This is a genomic window from Bacteroidota bacterium, from assembly GCA_018266755.1.
Lineage (GTDB): Bacteria > Bacteroidota > Ignavibacteria > Palsa-1295 > Palsa-1295 > JAFDZW01.
Map to the genome: position 1 here is coordinate 557,781 of JAFDZW010000005.1, position 16,916 is coordinate 574,696.

General features: G+C 54.5%; 21 protein-coding genes. 6 read left to right on the forward strand and 15 right to left on the reverse strand.

Features of this window, described 5'->3' with window-relative positions; all coding sequences use genetic code 11:
- Positions 1–66: 66 nt before the first annotated feature.
- Genes JSS75_06895 through JSS75_06905 form a run of 3 tightly spaced genes read right to left on the reverse strand, consistent with a single transcriptional unit; the run spans position 67 to position 1,832 of the window.
- A complete protein-coding gene (locus JSS75_06895) occupies positions 67–453 on the reverse strand; it encodes a hypothetical protein (protein MBS1903410.1) in 387 nt (128 codons plus the stop codon).
- A gap of 53 nt (positions 454–506) precedes the next feature.
- On the reverse strand, positions 507–1,070 hold the full coding sequence (gene frr, locus JSS75_06900) for a ribosome recycling factor (protein MBS1903411.1): 564 nt from the start codon (positions 1,068–1,070) through the stop codon (positions 507–509).
- A 42-nt stretch (positions 1,071–1,112) separates the two neighbouring features.
- Positions 1,113–1,832: a UMP kinase gene (locus JSS75_06905; protein ID MBS1903412.1), complete on the reverse strand. Its 720-nt coding sequence runs from the start codon at positions 1,830–1,832 to the stop codon at positions 1,113–1,115.
- A gap of 56 nt (positions 1,833–1,888) precedes the next feature.
- Between JSS75_06905 and JSS75_06910 the strand changes: the two genes are divergently transcribed.
- Entirely contained in the window at positions 1,889–2,953 is a 1,065-nt protein-coding gene (locus JSS75_06910; protein MBS1903413.1) for a hypothetical protein, read from the forward strand.
- Positions 2,954–2,973: 20 nt separating this feature from the next.
- On the opposite strand, the gene JSS75_06915 is transcribed toward JSS75_06910, so the two are convergent.
- The 9 genes from JSS75_06915 to JSS75_06955 form a co-directional block, all read right to left on the reverse strand.
- The gene (locus JSS75_06915) at positions 2,974–3,846 is read right to left on the reverse strand and encodes an elongation factor Ts (protein MBS1903414.1); all 873 of its coding nucleotides are present in this window, start codon (positions 3,844–3,846) and stop codon (positions 2,974–2,976) included.
- A 112-nt stretch (positions 3,847–3,958) separates the two neighbouring features.
- Positions 3,959–4,735: a 30S ribosomal protein S2 gene (rpsB, locus tag JSS75_06920; protein ID MBS1903415.1), complete on the reverse strand. Its 777-nt coding sequence runs from the start codon at positions 4,733–4,735 to the stop codon at positions 3,959–3,961.
- 172 nt (positions 4,736–4,907) lie between these two features.
- Complete coding sequence (rpsI, locus tag JSS75_06925) at positions 4,908–5,315, reverse strand: 30S ribosomal protein S9 (GenBank protein ID MBS1903416.1); 408 nt, start codon at positions 5,313–5,315, stop codon at positions 4,908–4,910.
- A 17-nt stretch (positions 5,316–5,332) separates the two neighbouring features.
- Positions 5,333–5,791: a 50S ribosomal protein L13 gene (gene rplM, locus JSS75_06930; protein ID MBS1903417.1), complete on the reverse strand. Its 459-nt coding sequence runs from the start codon at positions 5,789–5,791 to the stop codon at positions 5,333–5,335.
- A 132-nt stretch (positions 5,792–5,923) separates the two neighbouring features.
- Positions 5,924–6,739, reverse strand: coding sequence for an RNA methyltransferase (locus tag JSS75_06935; GenBank protein ID MBS1903418.1), 816 nt, complete (start codon positions 6,737–6,739; stop codon positions 5,924–5,926).
- 81 nt (positions 6,740–6,820) lie between these two features.
- Entirely contained in the window at positions 6,821–7,018 is a 198-nt protein-coding gene (locus tag JSS75_06940) for a T9SS type A sorting domain-containing protein (protein ID MBS1903419.1), read from the reverse strand.
- 31 nt (positions 7,019–7,049) lie between these two features.
- Complete coding sequence (locus JSS75_06945) at positions 7,050–8,273, reverse strand: PQQ-dependent sugar dehydrogenase (protein ID MBS1903420.1); 1,224 nt, start codon at positions 8,271–8,273, stop codon at positions 7,050–7,052.
- A gap of 207 nt (positions 8,274–8,480) precedes the next feature.
- Entirely contained in the window at positions 8,481–10,253 is a 1,773-nt protein-coding gene (aspS, locus tag JSS75_06950; GenBank protein ID MBS1903421.1) for an aspartate--tRNA ligase, read from the reverse strand.
- Between the two features lie 57 nt (positions 10,254–10,310).
- A complete protein-coding gene (locus tag JSS75_06955; protein MBS1903422.1) occupies positions 10,311–10,712 on the reverse strand; it encodes a DUF3052 domain-containing protein in 402 nt (133 codons plus the stop codon).
- A gap of 80 nt (positions 10,713–10,792) precedes the next feature.
- On the opposite strand from JSS75_06955, the gene JSS75_06960 reads away from it, so the two are divergent.
- A complete protein-coding gene (locus JSS75_06960; protein ID MBS1903423.1) occupies positions 10,793–11,398 on the forward strand; it encodes a hypothetical protein in 606 nt (201 codons plus the stop codon).
- 25 nt (positions 11,399–11,423) lie between these two features.
- Entirely contained in the window at positions 11,424–11,807 is a 384-nt protein-coding gene (locus tag JSS75_06965; protein ID MBS1903424.1) for a GerW family sporulation protein, read from the forward strand.
- A gap of 74 nt (positions 11,808–11,881) precedes the next feature.
- On the opposite strand, the gene JSS75_06970 is transcribed toward JSS75_06965, so the two are convergent.
- The 3 genes from JSS75_06970 to JSS75_06980 all read right to left on the reverse strand — a co-directional run bounded on the left by JSS75_06970 (position 11,882) and on the right by JSS75_06980 (position 13,883).
- Positions 11,882–12,583, reverse strand: coding sequence for a 50S ribosomal protein L1 (locus JSS75_06970; protein MBS1903425.1), 702 nt, complete (start codon positions 12,581–12,583; stop codon positions 11,882–11,884).
- A 4-nt stretch (positions 12,584–12,587) separates the two neighbouring features.
- Positions 12,588–13,013, reverse strand: a complete 426-nt coding sequence (gene rplK, locus JSS75_06975) for a 50S ribosomal protein L11 (protein MBS1903426.1) — start codon at positions 13,011–13,013, stop codon at positions 12,588–12,590.
- Positions 13,014–13,487: 474 nt separating this feature from the next.
- Positions 13,488–13,883, reverse strand: coding sequence for a hypothetical protein (locus JSS75_06980; GenBank protein ID MBS1903427.1), 396 nt, complete (start codon positions 13,881–13,883; stop codon positions 13,488–13,490).
- Between the two features lie 482 nt (positions 13,884–14,365).
- On the opposite strand from JSS75_06980, the gene JSS75_06985 reads away from it, so the two are divergent.
- From JSS75_06985 to JSS75_06995, 3 genes are all read left to right on the forward strand, one after another.
- The gene (locus JSS75_06985) at positions 14,366–14,620 is read left to right on the forward strand and encodes a hypothetical protein (GenBank protein ID MBS1903428.1); all 255 of its coding nucleotides are present in this window, start codon (positions 14,366–14,368) and stop codon (positions 14,618–14,620) included.
- Between the two features lies 1 nt (position 14,621).
- Complete coding sequence (locus JSS75_06990) at positions 14,622–15,530, forward strand: hypothetical protein (protein MBS1903429.1); 909 nt, start codon at positions 14,622–14,624, stop codon at positions 15,528–15,530.
- A 487-nt stretch (positions 15,531–16,017) separates the two neighbouring features.
- Positions 16,018–16,500 (forward strand): hypothetical protein, encoded by a 483-nt coding sequence (locus JSS75_06995; GenBank protein MBS1903430.1) that lies wholly within the window; start codon positions 16,018–16,020, stop codon positions 16,498–16,500.
- Positions 16,501–16,916 lie beyond the last annotated feature (416 nt).

Genomic DNA, 16,916 nt, shown 5'->3' on the forward strand with positions numbered 1-16,916 from the left:
CAAGCAATGAAAAAGCCGCGGACCTAAGTCCGCGGCTTTTCTTTTTGTACTCGCCTTGAGCGAAGATTACTTCTTGAGATAGACTTTCTTGCCGTTCTTGTTCATGTAATACTTCCCGCCCTTCGGGCCGATGTGCACGGCCTCGCCGTTCGGGCCTTTTGAGGAAGCATCCACTTTGTCCTTGGACTCGGACTTCTTCATCTCCTTCGACTTCTCATCTTTCTTCTTCTCGATCTTCTTCTTGTCGCCCTTCAGCTTATCCTTTTTCTTCTCGGTTATCTTCTTCTCAACTTTCTTGTCGTCGTGGTCCTTCTTGGCCTTTGCCTTTTGCTCCGTTTTGCCGGCAGCAGGCTTCTTGTCCTTCGTTGCGTCATCGGCGAAGGAACGCGTTGCCGGTGCGATCGCGGCGCCCAGCATGAACAGGGCGAGCAACAGTCTGAGTGCAGTTCTCATAGTGGTGGATCTGGTTTTGTGAATGTTAGGATAGTTATGCAAACAACATACGCTTAGACGGCCATCACTTCCTTCTCTTTCGTGGCAACAATGGCATCGATATCCTTGACTTTTCCGTCTGTCTTTTTCTGGACGTCGTCTTCCGCGCGCTTGCGGTCGTCCTCTGAAAAATGCTCCGCCTTTTCAGCTTTCTTGAGGTGCTCCATGGCATCGCGGCGGACGTTCCGGATCGACACCTTCGATTCCTCGCCGAGCTTCTTGACGAGCTTCACGATCTCTTTGCGGCGTTCTTCGGTCAGCGGCGGCATCGGGACTCGGATCATCGTTCCGTCATTCGATGGCGTCAGGCCGAGGTTCGCAGCCATGATCGCTTTCTCGATCGCGCCCATCAAGCCCTTATCCCATGCCTGGATTGCAATGGTGTGCGCATCCGGCGTCGTGACGTTGGCGACCTGATTCAGGGCCATTGGCGAGCCGTAGGCATCGACACGGACGGTGTCGAGAAGCGCCGTCGAAGCACGCCCGGTGCGGATTTTAGACAACTCGTGCACAAAACTTTCGACCGCCTTCGTCATGCGGACTTCACAATCGTGTAAGATCTCTTTTGTCGTATTCATACCGTAATAACTTGGTCGTTGGAACGCGGAATTCGCGTCGGCCTACATAACAACTTTTGAGCCAACTCCGTCCTCTGTAAGTACACGAAGCAAATTCCCACGATCGTTCATATTAAAGACGACAATGGGCAGCCCGTTTTCCTGGCAGAGCGTGATCGCCGTCATATCCATCACGCGCAGCCCCTTCTGCAACATCTCGGCGTAGGTGATCTGTGGGATCAAATTTGCGTTCGGGTTCTTCTCCGGGTCGGAATCGTAGATGCCGTTGACACGTGTTCCCTTGAGCACGACATCCGCATCGATCTCGGACGCGCGTAGCGCGGCTGCGGTATCGGTCGTGAAGTACGGGTTGCCGGTGCCGGAGCCGAAGATGACGATGCGACCTTTCTCGAGGTGCCGAATGGCCCGGCGTCGGATGAACGGCTCGGCGATCTGTGTCATCGTGATTGCCGAGATGAGTCGGGTGTAAATCCCTTTTGCCTCAAGGGCGTTCTGTAATGCGAGGCAGTTGATCATCGTGGCGAGCATCCCCATGTAGTCGCCTTGTACTTTCTGCACCCCATCGACGCTGCCCTCGACGCCTCGGTAGATATTCCCGCCACCGACGACAACGGCGATCTGCACGCCGAGCGCATGGGTTGCGATAATCTCCTCCGAGAACTGGTTGATCACCGCTGGGTCGATGCCGAACTCGCGTTCGCCCATCAACGATTCACCGGAGAGCTTGAGCAGGATGCGCTTGTATTTTGGCGTTTGCGACATAACAATTGGATATCCGACACGTACGAACTGCAAAAATACGGTAATTTGCACTCCTGATGACTGACATCCGCTTCCTGCCATACGAACGAGCCCACGAAATCGCAGCCGACGAGTTGATCGTCTGCGACTGCTACTACCATCGCGGGCTTAACCTCACACACCTCTACAGCGAACGTGTCCCGCCACCCTATCGCGCGAACACGAGCACCGAGACAGGGCTGAACTGGCTCGCAGACAAACGCAGCAACAAACCCGGCGCAACGGCACACTACGTCACCTGCAATCATTGGGATATCGATGGCATGCTCTCGGTCTGGTCTGTGCTGAATCCAGACCTTGCGCTCGCGAACCGCGAGCTGCTCGTCGCGGCTGCGCATCTCGGCGACTTTCGCGAGTTCGATCATCGCAGCGCACTCAGCCTCGATGCACTGAAGCTCTGCTGCATTCTCAATCGTGTCGAAGCCGACGAGTTCTGCCTGCCATTTGGCGACCTCAACGATGCGACGATGGAGTTCGAGGTCTCGGCACAGAAGTTTGAATACTTCCTTCCCCGCTTCGCCGACTGGCTTCGCGATCTCGATGCGTTCGAACCACTCTGGAGACCGGAATACGACGACGTGATGCGCGACATCGCGGCCATTGAGGCGGGCGAGGTCGCGATCGACGAGATCGCTGCCCCTGCGATCAGTGTGGTCAAGACCAACCGTCCGCTGCATTACTATGCGATCTTCTCACATGTGCGAGGCGGAGCGGTACTGACCGAAATCAGTGAACCGCACTACATCGAATTCGAGTACCGATACGAGACTGCTGTTGGCCGCAATGACAAGACGGTCATGGAGCGATGCGATCTCTCGGACGTTGCAACTGCGCTCAACCGCAACGAGAGCGCACCGGGAGTCCGCTGGGTCTTCGACAACATCAACGAAGGAGGCTCGATGCTTCGGCCTGAGTATTCGAACAAGCCTCTGAGCCGCGAGGACCGCTACCAGAGCCTGGGGTATCGTCTTAAGAACGGACTTGCCCCCTCGACGACGATCGACGCCTCCGCTGTTCTCAAGCTGATCGTGCAGGAGTACGAAAAACAAAAGGAGCGTACACCGTCGGTGTACGCTCCTTGAAATAGAAGTTCGATTCGAACTTACGCGGCTGCTTCTGTGGTATGGTGATGTCCCTCACCGAGCTGCATGCGAACGTAACCGGTGACGGTCACGCCGTTGCCGGCTTCCTTCAAGAGATCGGTGATCGTCTTGGAAGCGTCTTTGATGAAGCTCTGCTCGAGGAGCGTATTCTCCTGATAGAACTTATCCATCTTGCCGCCGAGGATCTTCTCGATGATCTCGTCCTTCTTGCCCTCGTTCTTGAGCTGGGTACGGAAGATGTCCATCTCCTTCTCAATCGTCGTGGCATCGACGGCAGAGCGGTCGAGCGCAAGGGGGTTCATCGCAGCGACCTGCATCGCGATGTCGCGGCCGAGCGGCAAGCCCTTCTCAGGGTCGATGCCCTTGAGGGCAACAAGCACGCCGAGCTTTGCACCGGGGTGAATGTAGCTGGCCACAACGCCGTCCTTCGTGTCGACGAGTTCGAACCGACGTGCTTCGATCTTCTCGCCGATACGACCGGTCTGCTCACCAACACCTTCGGCGATGCTGATACCGTTCGACATCTTCGTCATCAGGAATTCCTCGTGCGAGTTCGGGCTGGCCGTGAGTGCGGCATTCGCCACATCCTGTGCGAACGCGACGAACGACTCGTTGCGAGCGACGAAGTCGGTCTCGGAATTCACTTCGGCGATCACGGCCTTGGACTTATCGTCGCTGACGGCTGTGACGATCACGCCTTCTTTTGCGACGCGGTCGGCGCGCTTGGCGGCGCTGGCAGCACCCTTCTTGCGAAGGATCTCGATCGCCTGCTCTTCGTTACCGTTCGCCTCTTCGAGGGCTTTCTTACAATCGGCCATACCTGCGCCGGTACGGTCGCGCAATTTCTTTACTAATTCTGCTGAGATTGCCATGATGGTATCCTTGTATTATTAAACTCGTGTGTGATTTTGCTATGAGGAGCAAAAACGGCGAGCAGTCATTAAAGAAGGCTCGCCGTCCGCGGAGATCGATGTACGTTCCGGCTTAGCCTTGGACAGCAGCGGTTTCTTCGATCTCGTCGATGTCGGCTTCCTTCTGAGCCATTTCCTTCGACGCGCCTTCATCGAGCCGCTTGACTTTTGCTGCGGCGCGACCGGAATTGATCGCATCGGCAAAGGCATGGATGAAGAGCTGGACGGAACGAAGCGCATCGTCGTTCGCCGGGATCGGATAATCGACGAGATCCGGATCGACGTTCGTATCGACGAGTGCGAAAATCGGAATGCCGAGTGTACGGGCTTCCTTCACTGCGATGTGCTCCTTCTTGATGTCGATGATGATCATCGCACCCGGAAGTCCGCGCATGTCGGCGATACCGCCGAGCGTGCCGTTGAGCTTCTCGTGCTCGCGAGAGAACAGGAGCTGTTCCTTCTTGGTGTAATTCTCGATCGAGCCATCCTCTTCCCACTTTTCAAGGTCGCGCAGACGCTTGATGGACTTGCGGATAGTCGTAAAATTGGTGAGCATACCGCCCGGCCAGCGATCGGTCGCAAAGTGCTGACCGCAACGCTCGGCTTCTTCCTTCACTGCGCCACGGAGCTGCTTCTTGGTTGCAACGAAGAGGAAGCGCTTGCCTTCGGCAGCCATCTTCTCGGCGGCATTGAGCGCCTCTTCGGCAAGTTGCTGCGACTTGTTGAGGTCGATGATGTGGATGCCGTTGCGCTCCATGAAGATGTACGGCTTCATCTTCGGATTCCAGCGACGGGTCAAATGCCCGAAATGCGCACCGGCGGCGAGCAGGTCTTCTAACTTGATTCTCATTGTGTTGGTTGGTTTGATCTCTATACCCTTCTCGTCGGATCACACGCAACGCGTGACCAGAGCCGACTCAAGCGAAGAGCATATATGGTATTAATTCTGCCCGGAGCAACCGGTGGTCGATGCTTGGAATAACGCCAATCATCAACAACCGGCCACCCCGAACACACTTGCGTTAGCGCTTCGAGAACTGGAATCTCTTACGCGCTTTCGGACGTCCGTACTTCTTGCGTTCGACCATACGCGGATCGCGCGTCATGAGGTCTTCCTTACGAAGCACGGGCTTAAATTCTGCGTTGATCTCGACGAGCGAGCGGGCGATCGCCAGACGCACTGCGCCGGCCTGGCCGCTGGTGCCGCCACCCATCACATTTGCCGTGACGCTATAGCTGCCGAACTGACCGGTAGCCTTCAGCGGACGAACGACATCCTCACGGTGAATCGGGTTCGCGAAATACCGCTCAAACTCTTTTCCGTTGACCGAGATATTCATCGGCTTGCCGTCGGAGACCGGAGTGAGGTGGACACGTGCGACCGCGTTCTTGCGGCGGCCGACATTGATCGATGCGTGGTGCTTTGCCATAGGTTCGGTCTAACGAGTTATGCGATCTTCAACGTCTTGGGTTGCTGTGCAGCATGCGGGTGCTCTGCGCCAGCGTACACTTTCAACTTCATGCCGGTGCGACGACCGAGCGAATTCTTCGGGAGCATGCCCTTCACGGCAAGCTCGACGATGCGGTCCGGATGGGTCGAACGCATGTCTTTGAACTTCGTGAAGCGTGCGCCACCCGGATAGAGTGTATTGTGGTAGTACTCTTTCTGGTCTTCGCGCTTACCGGTAAGGCGAATCTTGTCGGCGTTGATCACGACAACAAAATCACCGGTATCGGTATGCGGGGTGAACTGCGGCTTGTGCTTGCCGCGAAGGACGCTCGCAACCTTGGTTGCAAGGCGGCCGACTGTTTGACCTTCTGCATCGACAATATACCAGTCGCGCTTGACTTCGCCTTCCTTGGCGGAGTAGGTCTTTAGCGCATAAGTGTTCGTTTTCTTCGACACGTTCGTTCTCCAGAAAAAAAGTACGGAAACCCCTCCGTTCTCGGACGGATTTAGAGCACGGTACAAAGCGATTTTTTTACGGGATAGTTCCTAAATACCCTGATTTCGTAGTTGTTATGGCTATATCCGCCCCTATTTGGCCCGAAGCCCTCGCTGACGCAACGCTTCGTAAAGGAACACCCCTTGGGCAACCGCAACATTAAGAGAGTCAATAGATTGCGGCATGGGTAGCGTGACTTCTCCCTCACACTCGGCTATTACAGATGGTTGTACACCGTACCCCTCGGAGCCGAAAACAAGGCCAATATCGCCACCGAGCGGCGTTTCCCGGAGGTCCGATGCAGAAGTAGATAATGTAGTAGCGTAGGTGCGAACTCCGTGATCGCGCAGGGTATGTACGCTTGCTGCCAGCTCCGGTACCATGACGGTCGGAAGGTGGAAGATCGCTCCCATCGAGACCCGAACAGACCGGCGATTCCAGGGGCTCACACTTTTGCGATCGACAATGATTGCGGTTGCCCCCATTGCCAATGCCGTTCGGTAGATGGCCCCCATGTTCTCCGCGTCTGCGATCTGGTCGAGCAGAACATAGAGATGCGGATGGGGTGCGAGGGCGATCAAACCCGAAAGATCCGGCGAAGTCGGGATGCGAGCGCTCGCCATAATCCCCTGGTGCAACGGAAATCCGACGATTCGCTCCATCTCGGCTTTCGAGCCCAGTAGCACACGAATCTCCTCCGATTGACGATGCGATTCGATCAGCGATCGTTTCAGGTCGAAGTGCTCCGGCGTCAGATAGATCGAGTCGATATGAAATGTCGATTCGAGAAGTCGGGATACGACCTTCTCGCCTTCGGCAATAAAGTGATCTTGTTGTTGCGAAGAACGAAGATCGGAGTACCGAGCAACGTCGTCACTGCTCGGCTCGCGAACGAGATGCAAGTGCATGGGCACACAAGTAAAAACGACGGCAAGCAAGGCGATCGGCCATACTTGCCCTCAGCAAAGCAATTACGGGGAAGGAATTGATCAGCGGACAACGAGCGAGAGACGCTCGCGGTGAGCTCCGCTATGTAATAGAACAGTATACACTCCTGATGTGATTCCTCTCAGATCGAGCGTCGGATTCGCTCCGCGTATGTTCGTCTGCAATACCGTTCGTCCGAGCATATCGATAACAGACACGACATACTGCTCGTCGCTAAGCCCGGTAAGCGTCGTACTCACGCTGGCAGGATTCGGATTCGCCGCAATCGGGCTATGTTCCGGATTGGGGTACTTCTACCCCGTCGAGCCCAGTACGAATGATCTCGAAGATATGATCCGGAACCCAGTCGATGCTCCATACATTACTCGTCGAAACAAACACTCTTCCGTCGGGCGATATGCACACATCACGAAGCCTACCCGCAAGCTCGCCGGTGTCGGAGGGGGTAGTCCGCAGGCGGAGGTTGTACCGATTCTGTTGTACGACAGTACGATGGGAATCGTCGAGTTTCAAATGCCACAGGCTTTCGTCCTTCAGGGTCATCAGTAAGATTGAGTTCTTCCACTCCGGAATTCTATCCGAATTGTAGTATTCGATGCCGCACACGGCAAGCGTCGGTGTCCAGGCAGCAACCGGCTCGACGACATTCGAGTCTGCACAGAATGTCATCTCCTCCGGTTTATCGCAAAAGCCCTCCACCGACGGCCAGCCGTAGTTTCGTCCTCGCTCGATGATATTAAATTCGTCATCGTTCGCAGGACCGTGTTCACTCTCATATAATGTGCCGTCGGGTCCGAACCACAATCCTTGCGGATTGCGATGCCCTTTCGTCCATACTCTGCTTCCTGGCCAAGGATTGTCGTCGGGAATGCTTCCATCAAGGTTGATGCGCAGAATTTTGCCGTTGATGCTGGAATCCTGTTGTGCCAAGCCCGGATCGAAATACGTCTCGCCCGTCGTGATATATAACTTACGGTCAGGCCCCACCAAGACGCGAGAGCCATTGTGCGCACTATATGCACGTATATGGTCGACATACGTGATCCGGTCCACCAATGTATCGTGTGAAGATGCCAACGCGGCGATCGAATCATGGCGAACCCGATAGCGAACTACTTTCTCGAAGTATAGTACGGTATCCTTCACCGATGTAGAATCGGCATACGTGTAATCAATGAAGACATACGGTGAGTCGGGAAAATCAGGATGGAAGTCGAACCCAAGCATTCCTAACTCGCCGAGTGAATACACTTCCGATTCGGCCAGCAACACATGTCGCTCTCCGGTTTCCGGATTCACCCGATTGAACCTCCCGGCTCGTTCGGTAAACCAGATCCAATTGTCCTTTCCCCATCGGATCTCCCACGGACAGTTCAGTGAATTAGCAACTTCACGAGTCTTGTAGGAGATGATCTGAGACCGGACAGAACCGATGTCACAACAGCATACCATGCATCCGATTGCGATGCCCAACAGATACAGCGTGCGATTCATATCGTAGCAGAGATGATCAATCAGACAATAGACACGCTGTGCCGTTCTTCGAGTGGGGTAAGAGTAGGGCAAGAGTTCGAGCCCTGAAGTAGCTATCCCGCGTGGTCCGTCAGTAATTCATCGCATAAGTGCAACTCTCGCACCAATGCCCAACAAATATACCACCGAGAACAGGAGCCAATCCGCAAACAGATTGGCGCCAATATATCATCGAACAGCTATCTTCAATTCGGCAAGCTGCCGTGGATCGATCGTCGAAGGGCAATCCTCCATCAAGCCTTGCATCGACGTCGTTTTCGGGAAGGCGATCACATCGCGGATATTGTCGGTGCCTGCGCAGAGCATGGTGATACGATCGATGCCAAGTGCCATGCCGCCATGCGGCGGAGCGCCGTAGCGGAATGCATTCAGCATGAATCCAAACTTCTTCTCTTTCTCTTCTTCGCTGAGTCCGAGCATGTCGAATACTTCTGACTGCAATGCGCGGTCGTGGATACGGATCGAGCCGGAGCCGAGTTCATACCCGTTGACAACGATATCGTATGCGCGTGCTCTGATCGCCGCGAGGTCGTCCGTCTTGTTTTGCCAATCTTCGACGACCGGAGATGTGAAGGGATGGTGCATCGCGTTGTACTGCCCCGACTCTTCGTCGAGCTCGAACATCGGGAAGTTCAGCACCCACAGTGGCGCAAAGACGAACTGCTTGCCATCGAGGAGGTTGAGTCGCTTTGCGATTTCGATGCGAAGCGCACCAAGGATTGTGTATGCACGGCTCCACTTCTCGTGGCATGCAATGAGCGCGAGATCGCCGACCTTCATGTCGCATGCTTCCGCGATTTCTGTGTGAATCTCGGGCGAGAGAAATTTTTTCGCACTCGAATCGACGCCTTCTGCTGTCTTCTTGAGCCACACCAATCCGCCGGCACCGTATGTCTTCGCGATCTCGGTCATCTCGTCGATCTGCTTGCGGCTCCACGCAGCGCCGCCCGGCACGACCACAGCGCCGATCGTGCCCTGCTTCTTTTTCAGGACATCGTTGAAGACCTTAAACTCCGTGCGACCGCGAAGACGCTCGGTGAGCGTTGCAATCTCGACTTCGTAGCGAAGGTCCGGCTTATCGGAGCCGAAACGCTCCATCACCTCTTTGTACGAGTAGCGCTGGAATGGCGGCAGTTCGAGACCGACATCAGTCCAAACCTTTCGCAAGCAGTGTTCCATAACGTCATAGACCATCTCCTCATCCGGAAAGCTCATCTCGACGTCGAGCTGCGTGAACTCGGGCTGTCGGTCTGCGCGGAGATCCTCGTCGCGAAAACATTTGACGATCTGGAAGTAGCGATCCATTCCGGCGACCATGAGGATCTGCTTATAGATCTGCGGTGATTGCGGGAGAGCATAGAATTCGCCTGGATGGATGCGGCTCGGCACCAGAAAATCGCGCGCGCCTTCCGGCGTTGCTTTCATGAGCATCGGCGTTTCGATCTCGACGAAGCCGCGTGAGTCGAAATGATCGCGGATCGACTTCGTGACCCGATGGCGAATCAGCAAATTGCGCTGCAGCTTCGGGCGCCGAAGATCGAGGTAACGATACTTCAATCGCAGATCTTCATTTGCTTTGACCTCGTCCTCGATCACGAACGGCGGCACTTCGGCCTCGTTGAGCACAACGATCGAACTGACCAGTATCTCCACTTCGCCGGTCGCGATCTTCGGGTTCGGGTTCGACCGCTTGCGAAGCGTGCCTTCGATGCTGACGACAAATTCACTGCGCAGCCCCTTGCCTTCCTCATAGAGGAACATCGTCTCCGGTGTCGGTTCAACGACACACTGCACGACTCCAAACCGGTCTCGGACGTCGAAGAAGAGCAGGCTGCCCAGATCGCGATGCGAGTTGATCCAGCCGTTGACGACGATACGAGTTCCGACGAGCGACGCATCGACTGCGCCTGCATAATGGGTTCTTTGCGGAGTATGCGACATATGCTGTAGTCTTGAAGCGTTGGCAACAACCACGCTTACTGTTTAAGTTTAATATTGTTAACGATCCTTCAGACGACGGACGAACTTCAGGCCAGACCATCGTTCGTCGATCGCGCAGACCTTGACGTCAACCAAGCCTGCATCGAGCCCGACGCGGCGCACTATGTTTTCGTCGAGATCGGTCTTCATCTTCGATGCCTTTTTCGGCCAACCGATCCAGAGCATCCCATTGACCACGAGCGCATCGGCCAGAGATGCGAACCTCGAATGCAACTTCGATGCCGAATCGGTAAAGTACAAGACGAAGTCGAGCTCACCTCTGAGCTGTTTGAGCTGGTGTACTTCGGGCAGTTCGCCAAGTGTATCGCTGAAATCATGCGGTGCGCCGAGGATGCAGAGCCGCATCCCCTGTTTGATCCCCAGCTTCGTTACGAGCGGCGTACCGGAATAGCCTGCCATAGCGTCTTCTATCTAAGTGTTACAACACAGTCCGTCACGACCAGCAACCGTAACGAACCTTGTCTTCGGAATTCAGTACCGTGTACCAGACATCGCAGTCGTTGCCCGATCAACGCACGAATCGTGCGTTGCGGCGGATGGCATACTTCTTGCAGCCATCCATACGACAAACCGAACTCACCATGATCTGGTGGATAATCGCCTTCGTTCTGCTCGGGCTCCTGACGTTCATCGTCGCGGCGCCGATCTCGCTGGAGATCGATTCCGTCCGTCGCAGGTATCGTATTGCGATCGGAGGGATAGTCTCGCTTCGCGTTGTGCTCGTCGAATCGCAGCTCATACTTCGGTTGCGTGTCTTCGGGTTGCCGATCGACATCGAACCATCGATGCCAAAACGAAAGCCCACTGCTGCAAAAACCAGAGTACCGAAGCAAAAGAAACGGTTGCACCTGTCCCCTTCGGACATTGTCCGCAAAGTGCGACAATTCCCAACGGCATTCGACCTCACCCGTTTCGAGCTTGACCTCGACACCGGCGACTTCGCACTCAATGCGATACTCTTCCCGATCGCGTATCGTCTTTCGGACGGTGCACGTCGGATACAGCTCAATTTTCAGGGTACCTCGACCCTTCGCATGCGGCTCGTAACGACAAGCAGCCGGATCGCTGCCGCATTGCTAACCTAACATCCAACTCAGCACTATTACGACAATGAACGAGCACTTTGATGATGTCATCTCCAAGTTGGCCGACTTCCTCAAGGAAGAGGGTCAAACCAAAACCGTCGTCGGCGAAGAATTTCGACTCGGCGAATTCTCCTGCGTTCCGGTCATCCGCCTCGGCATTGGCTTCGGCTTCGGACGCGGCGAAGGCGAGGGCGACAACGCCAAGTCCGGCAAAGGAAAAGGCGAAGGCGGCGGCGGTGCAGGCGGCACCGGCATCGAACCGCTTGGCTTCCTCGTCACACGAGGCGACCATATCCAGTTCATTTCAACCCACGCCACAAAAGGCCTCAGTGTGCTTTTCGAGAAAGCTCCCGATCTGCTTGCCAAGTACTTCGAAACCAAGGAGCCGGAAGTAGCACACACTGCATAACCTCCCAAAATGTCGAAGAGCCGGACGATCACTCGCCCGGCTCTTCGCATATAGCCTTTGGTTGAAGCTACAGCTTAGCCGTGCGCCTTGAGCGCTTCGGTGGTATCGATGCGGACCGACGGTCCCATCGTCGTCGAGATTACGACGCCCTTCAAGTAGTGGCCTTTCGCACTCGCCGGCTTCGCGCGAAGAATCGTGGCGATGAACGTGTTGACGTTATCCGCCAACTTCGCTGCATCGAACGACGCCTTGCCGACCGTCGAGTGAACATTGCCCTGCTTGTCGACGCGGAATTCGATCTTACCCGCCTTCACTTCTTTGACCGCCGTCGCGACATCCTGCGTCACCGTACCCGACTTCGGGTTCGGCATCAGGCCGCGGGGTCCGAGCACACGACCGAGCTTACCAAGCTCGCCCATGACTTCCGGTGTTGCAACGATCACGTCCGTGCCCGTCCAACCGCCCTTGATCTTCTCAAGGATCGTCTCGAAACCGACTTCATCGGCGCCCGCTGCTTTCGCTGCGGCTTCCTGGTTCTTCGTCACGACCGTCACGTGCACCGTCTTACCGATACCGTGCGGCAGAGCGACCGTACCACGGATGGCCTGGTCGGCCTTACGAGGATCGACGCCGAGGTTCAAGGCGATATCGACTGACTCGTCGAACTTCGCCGACGCCAGCTCTTTCACCTTCTTGACTGCTTCGGTGACCGGCAACGACTTGATGCCGTCGGTCTTCTTCTTCAAATTGATGTAACGCTTTCCGTGCTGTGCCATGGTCTTATCCCTCCACTGTTAAGCCCATCGAGCGGGCGGTACCTGCGACCATGCTCATTGCAGTCTCGATCGACGCTGCATTGAGATCCGGCATCTTCAATTCGGCGATCTCGCGGACCTGAGCCGAAGTGACCTTGCCAACCTTCGAACGGTTCGACTCTTTCGAACCCTTCTCGAGCTTCGCTGCCTTGAGCAAGAGCACCGCAGCCGGCGGCGTCTTGGTGACGAACGTGAAGCTCTTATCGGAATACACAGTGATCACGACCGGCGTGATCATGCCGTCGGCCTTCGCCGTCTTTGCGTTGAACTGCTTGCAGAACTCCATGATGTTCACGCCCTTTTGGCCAAGGGCGGGACCAACCGGCGGAGCCGGAGTGGCCTTACCACCCGGGATCTGCAGCTTGATGTAACCCGTTATTTTCTTTGCCATTGCAGTAGTTTGTTTAGTGGTTCAGGCGTCGCCCCAAAGGCCGACTCCCACGTTTTTCGAGCCCGATATAAACGGTTTTTAACCCAAAAAGTTCGAAGTTTTGGCCCTTGCTTACCCCAAGACGTCATTCTGAGCAAAGCGAAGAATCCCTTAAGGATCGTACGAACGATCCGTCCGCCCCTCCCCAAAACCAAAAGCACTTCTACTAAAGCCAGTAGGACGGACTCTCAGTCCGTCCCCTTTCGCACACGACCGAGTCAGTCGTCGCACCCCAAACCCCGCCCACGAATGAATTCGTGGGCTCACACCTGTGGCAGTGCTCCGCACGCTGGGTTCGCGATGACTCAACCACGGCGTCATTCTGAGCAACGCAAAGAATCCCTGCGGCGGAGCCATTCGAATAATCAACCCAGTAGGACGGACTCTCAGTCCGTCCCCTTTCGCACACCACGAAACTACCCGCCTCTCCCCTCCTTAGCGCTGCCGAATCAACAACCGACTCCCGAGGAGATCCGGCATATCGCCGTATGGATTGAGGGACATCGTGTCTTGCGTGATGAGGTTCACGCGGTACGGCTGGCTCAATTGGCTGACCGGAGTAACCGTACGTTCGAAGTAATAATACTTGTCATTATGATTGCGAAACTTCATCCGCCCATCGTCACTGAAGTTGGAATCAGTAACCCCGAACCGCATGAACCTGTCCGACCCGATCTGAAGATAGTGTATATAGTTAATCTTCACCGAATCATTCACACTTGCGGGAGTATCGACAACATTGAGCATTTTCCAAACGCCTTGCAGTTGCTCGAATCCGTCAGATTCCGGCGCCGTGCTGCATCCCACCGCGAAGACTGCCGCTGTGAGCAAAACACTGAATATCAAATCATGTGCGGAGGGTAAACGGAATACATTTCGACCGACTTGCTTCATACTCGAGTTGTTGAATGATGAATAGACATACAATTGTATAGCACTACCACCTCGTTCCGACGCCGACCTGACAACTTGGTGAATTCCACTTCATCGCACCCCATCCCGAACCCGCCCCTCCCGAACCCCACCCGTCATCAACCCACCAGTCATTCTGAGCAAAGCGAAGAATCCCTTCGGCGGAGCCATTCGAACCATCAAGCCAGTAGGACGGACTCTCAGTCCGTCTCCTTTCGCACACCACCCGTCATTCTGAGCAAAGCGAAGAATCCCTTAAGGATCGAACGAAAAATCAGACCGCCCCTCCCCATGACCAAAAGCACCTCTATTACAGCCAGTAGGACGGACTCTCAGTCCGTCCCCTTTCGCACACCACGATTCCCAACTCCGCCACCCGCCGCAACTTATATTTGTACCACATGACTCCTTTTAAGCAGACATACAGTGAGGTCGCCGATCTCGTCCGGCAATTCGAAGAAATCGAAGCACACGATCTGTCCCTGAAGGTTGGACAAACGTTTAACGCCATGAAGCGCCTCGCCGCTACGCGCAGCGACGCGGAACGCACCCAGCTCGAACGCAAATCCCACTACCTCGACGCGGAGATCGACAAGTTGGTGTACCAACTGTACGGGTTGAACGAGGAGATCAGAATTATGGATGGGAGGGAATAGAATGCTACCTGGGCACCACGCCTCATTTTACAAAAACTACGCAAAAAACTACTTTAGAATAAAGGCTTCGCTTCTCAGGCATGAGTGGGAAGCATCTGAGGCTTTCTTCGCGGGTCTGGAGAACCTTCGTGTCGACGGGACTGAAGCCGCGACGTGTCTGAAACTTGAGATCCGAGGTGTATTCTTTCAAGCAATAGAGACTTTGTTTGAGCTGATTTTCGCTCTCGAATCGGGCAACGACGCCAATATCTGGCAATCATTGGTGGATGCCCCTTGGTCGAAGAATTATGCAAGGATTCAAGCATTTTCTGAAGGAAGAGATGGATTCTTGGACAAGAAACTCAGCTTTCCTGGCAACGATGCGGACTCGTTGTTCGAGCCAACATTTCTTCAGTATGTCTTCTTTTTTATTTATGTGCCTGACCTTCCAGATGACGGATTCCAGAAGACTCTCAGTTTCATCCGAGAGTTTCTTGTCGTTGCTGCTCGCGAGTTTTCCGATAGAGATGACTACAATGCGTACAAGCATGGACTGCGTTTGTTCCCTACGATTGTTGGAATGAATTTAAGTAATTCGCTCGCCACGGTTGATCTCGATTTCGGAGACACATACACGATCTTGAGACAGAATGACCCGTACACGCACTATATCAAGACCTTTGACATTGACCGCGACTTGCGGATGATTAATGTGTGCGGTGAATTGATTTCCAATATTATTAACTTCCGCAAATTTTTCTTCTTTCCAGATACTGGCTATGCCGGGTATTATTATTACGCTGACGAAGACGTGAGTCAGGTAACTAGCCCAAACTTGAAGGCGGCAAACATATCGTTCTCAGTAACACCCGTCTTTCGGGAACAGAATGAAACGCGTAGCGGAGAGCCGAATGTATCCAATGTTGGTTGAGAGTTGACTTCCGTGCGAGGCGAGAGCGAGGATGTAAGCCGAGGGCGCAAACGCGACCACCTCGACGCCGAGACCTCGACAAGCTAGCGTACCAACTGTATGGGCCCCGCCCCTTCGGTACCTCAGGGCAGGCTACGGAGGAGATTGAGATTGTGGGGAGGGGGGAAATCAGTGAACTTTCGATGAATTGCCAATTGTTCATTTTTCATGTTACAGATAGATCAGAGCACACAGCGCGACGGGTACACCTTTAGTTTGAATCCGCGGAGCAAGCAGAACCTTCGCGACAAAGAGCCGAACATCCAGCCCCTCCCACGTGTCTTTATAGCGTTCGATACCGCGAGTGATTTTCAACGAGAACGCGGCGACTTATATGAACAGATAGCAGAACTTCTTACACGGCTGAGTGAATCGGAGTTGAGGGAAAAATTCGGGGGATACGAGATTGTCGATCCGGTGACTGGTCAACTCCTCTTCTCCCGTCCAAATGCCTGACCGACGATCGCTGTTCATCGGTCGCAGCGGTGAATTGGCGGTACTATCCGAACTCTTATCTCGTGGGTACAACGCTGCGACACCAGAGATCGATGCAGGTGAAGACGTCTTCGTAATAGAAGATGGTAAAGAGGGATACTGGCCTGTCCAGGTTAAGACGGCGACCGCCGCCGAGCGCACTGATGGTTCGTGTAGCGCTCAGTTCAATTTCCGAAAAGATCAATTGGTGACGACGCCAAACGTTGAACTGACCTATATCCTTGCGTTGCGTCGCAATAAGCAGTGGTTGAGTTTCCTGATCATCCCTCGCGCAACACTGTATGAGCTGTTCCAATTAGGCAAACTTGGGCAACAAAATGGAGACCAGCTGACATGGTCGGTTATGTATGACGGCACGAGCCGTACTTGTCAGAGTGCCGATTTGAGCATGTTCGAATCCGATTGGGAAACCCTCTGGCCCGATCTTCTGAACTAGCACGTCAGTGCGCGCAGCGACGCGGAACGTACCCAACTCGCACACAACTGCGACTACCTCGACGCCGAGACCTCGACAAGCTGGTGTACCAACTCTACGGGCTAACCATTCTATGCTCTGGGCAAATTCTCTGGAGGAGAATAAAATTGTGGAGGGGCGTGGATTGAATGCCCCTTCCCCCCTACCCCTTCCCGTAACGGGAAGGGGATTTTATTTCTTTGCTAACGCCTGATGCTTTTATAGTCTTACTCTTCAACCGGCGTAAGCAAAGACAATAATAAGCCATACCGTTACGGGAGGGTTGGGGAGGGACTTTCGGCAGCCGGTATGCCCCGCGATGAACTGACATCTTCGATCTTGAGACGCGCATTTGCGCGTCTCTACAAGGCCTATTCCCTACTCAGGTGCTCGTAATA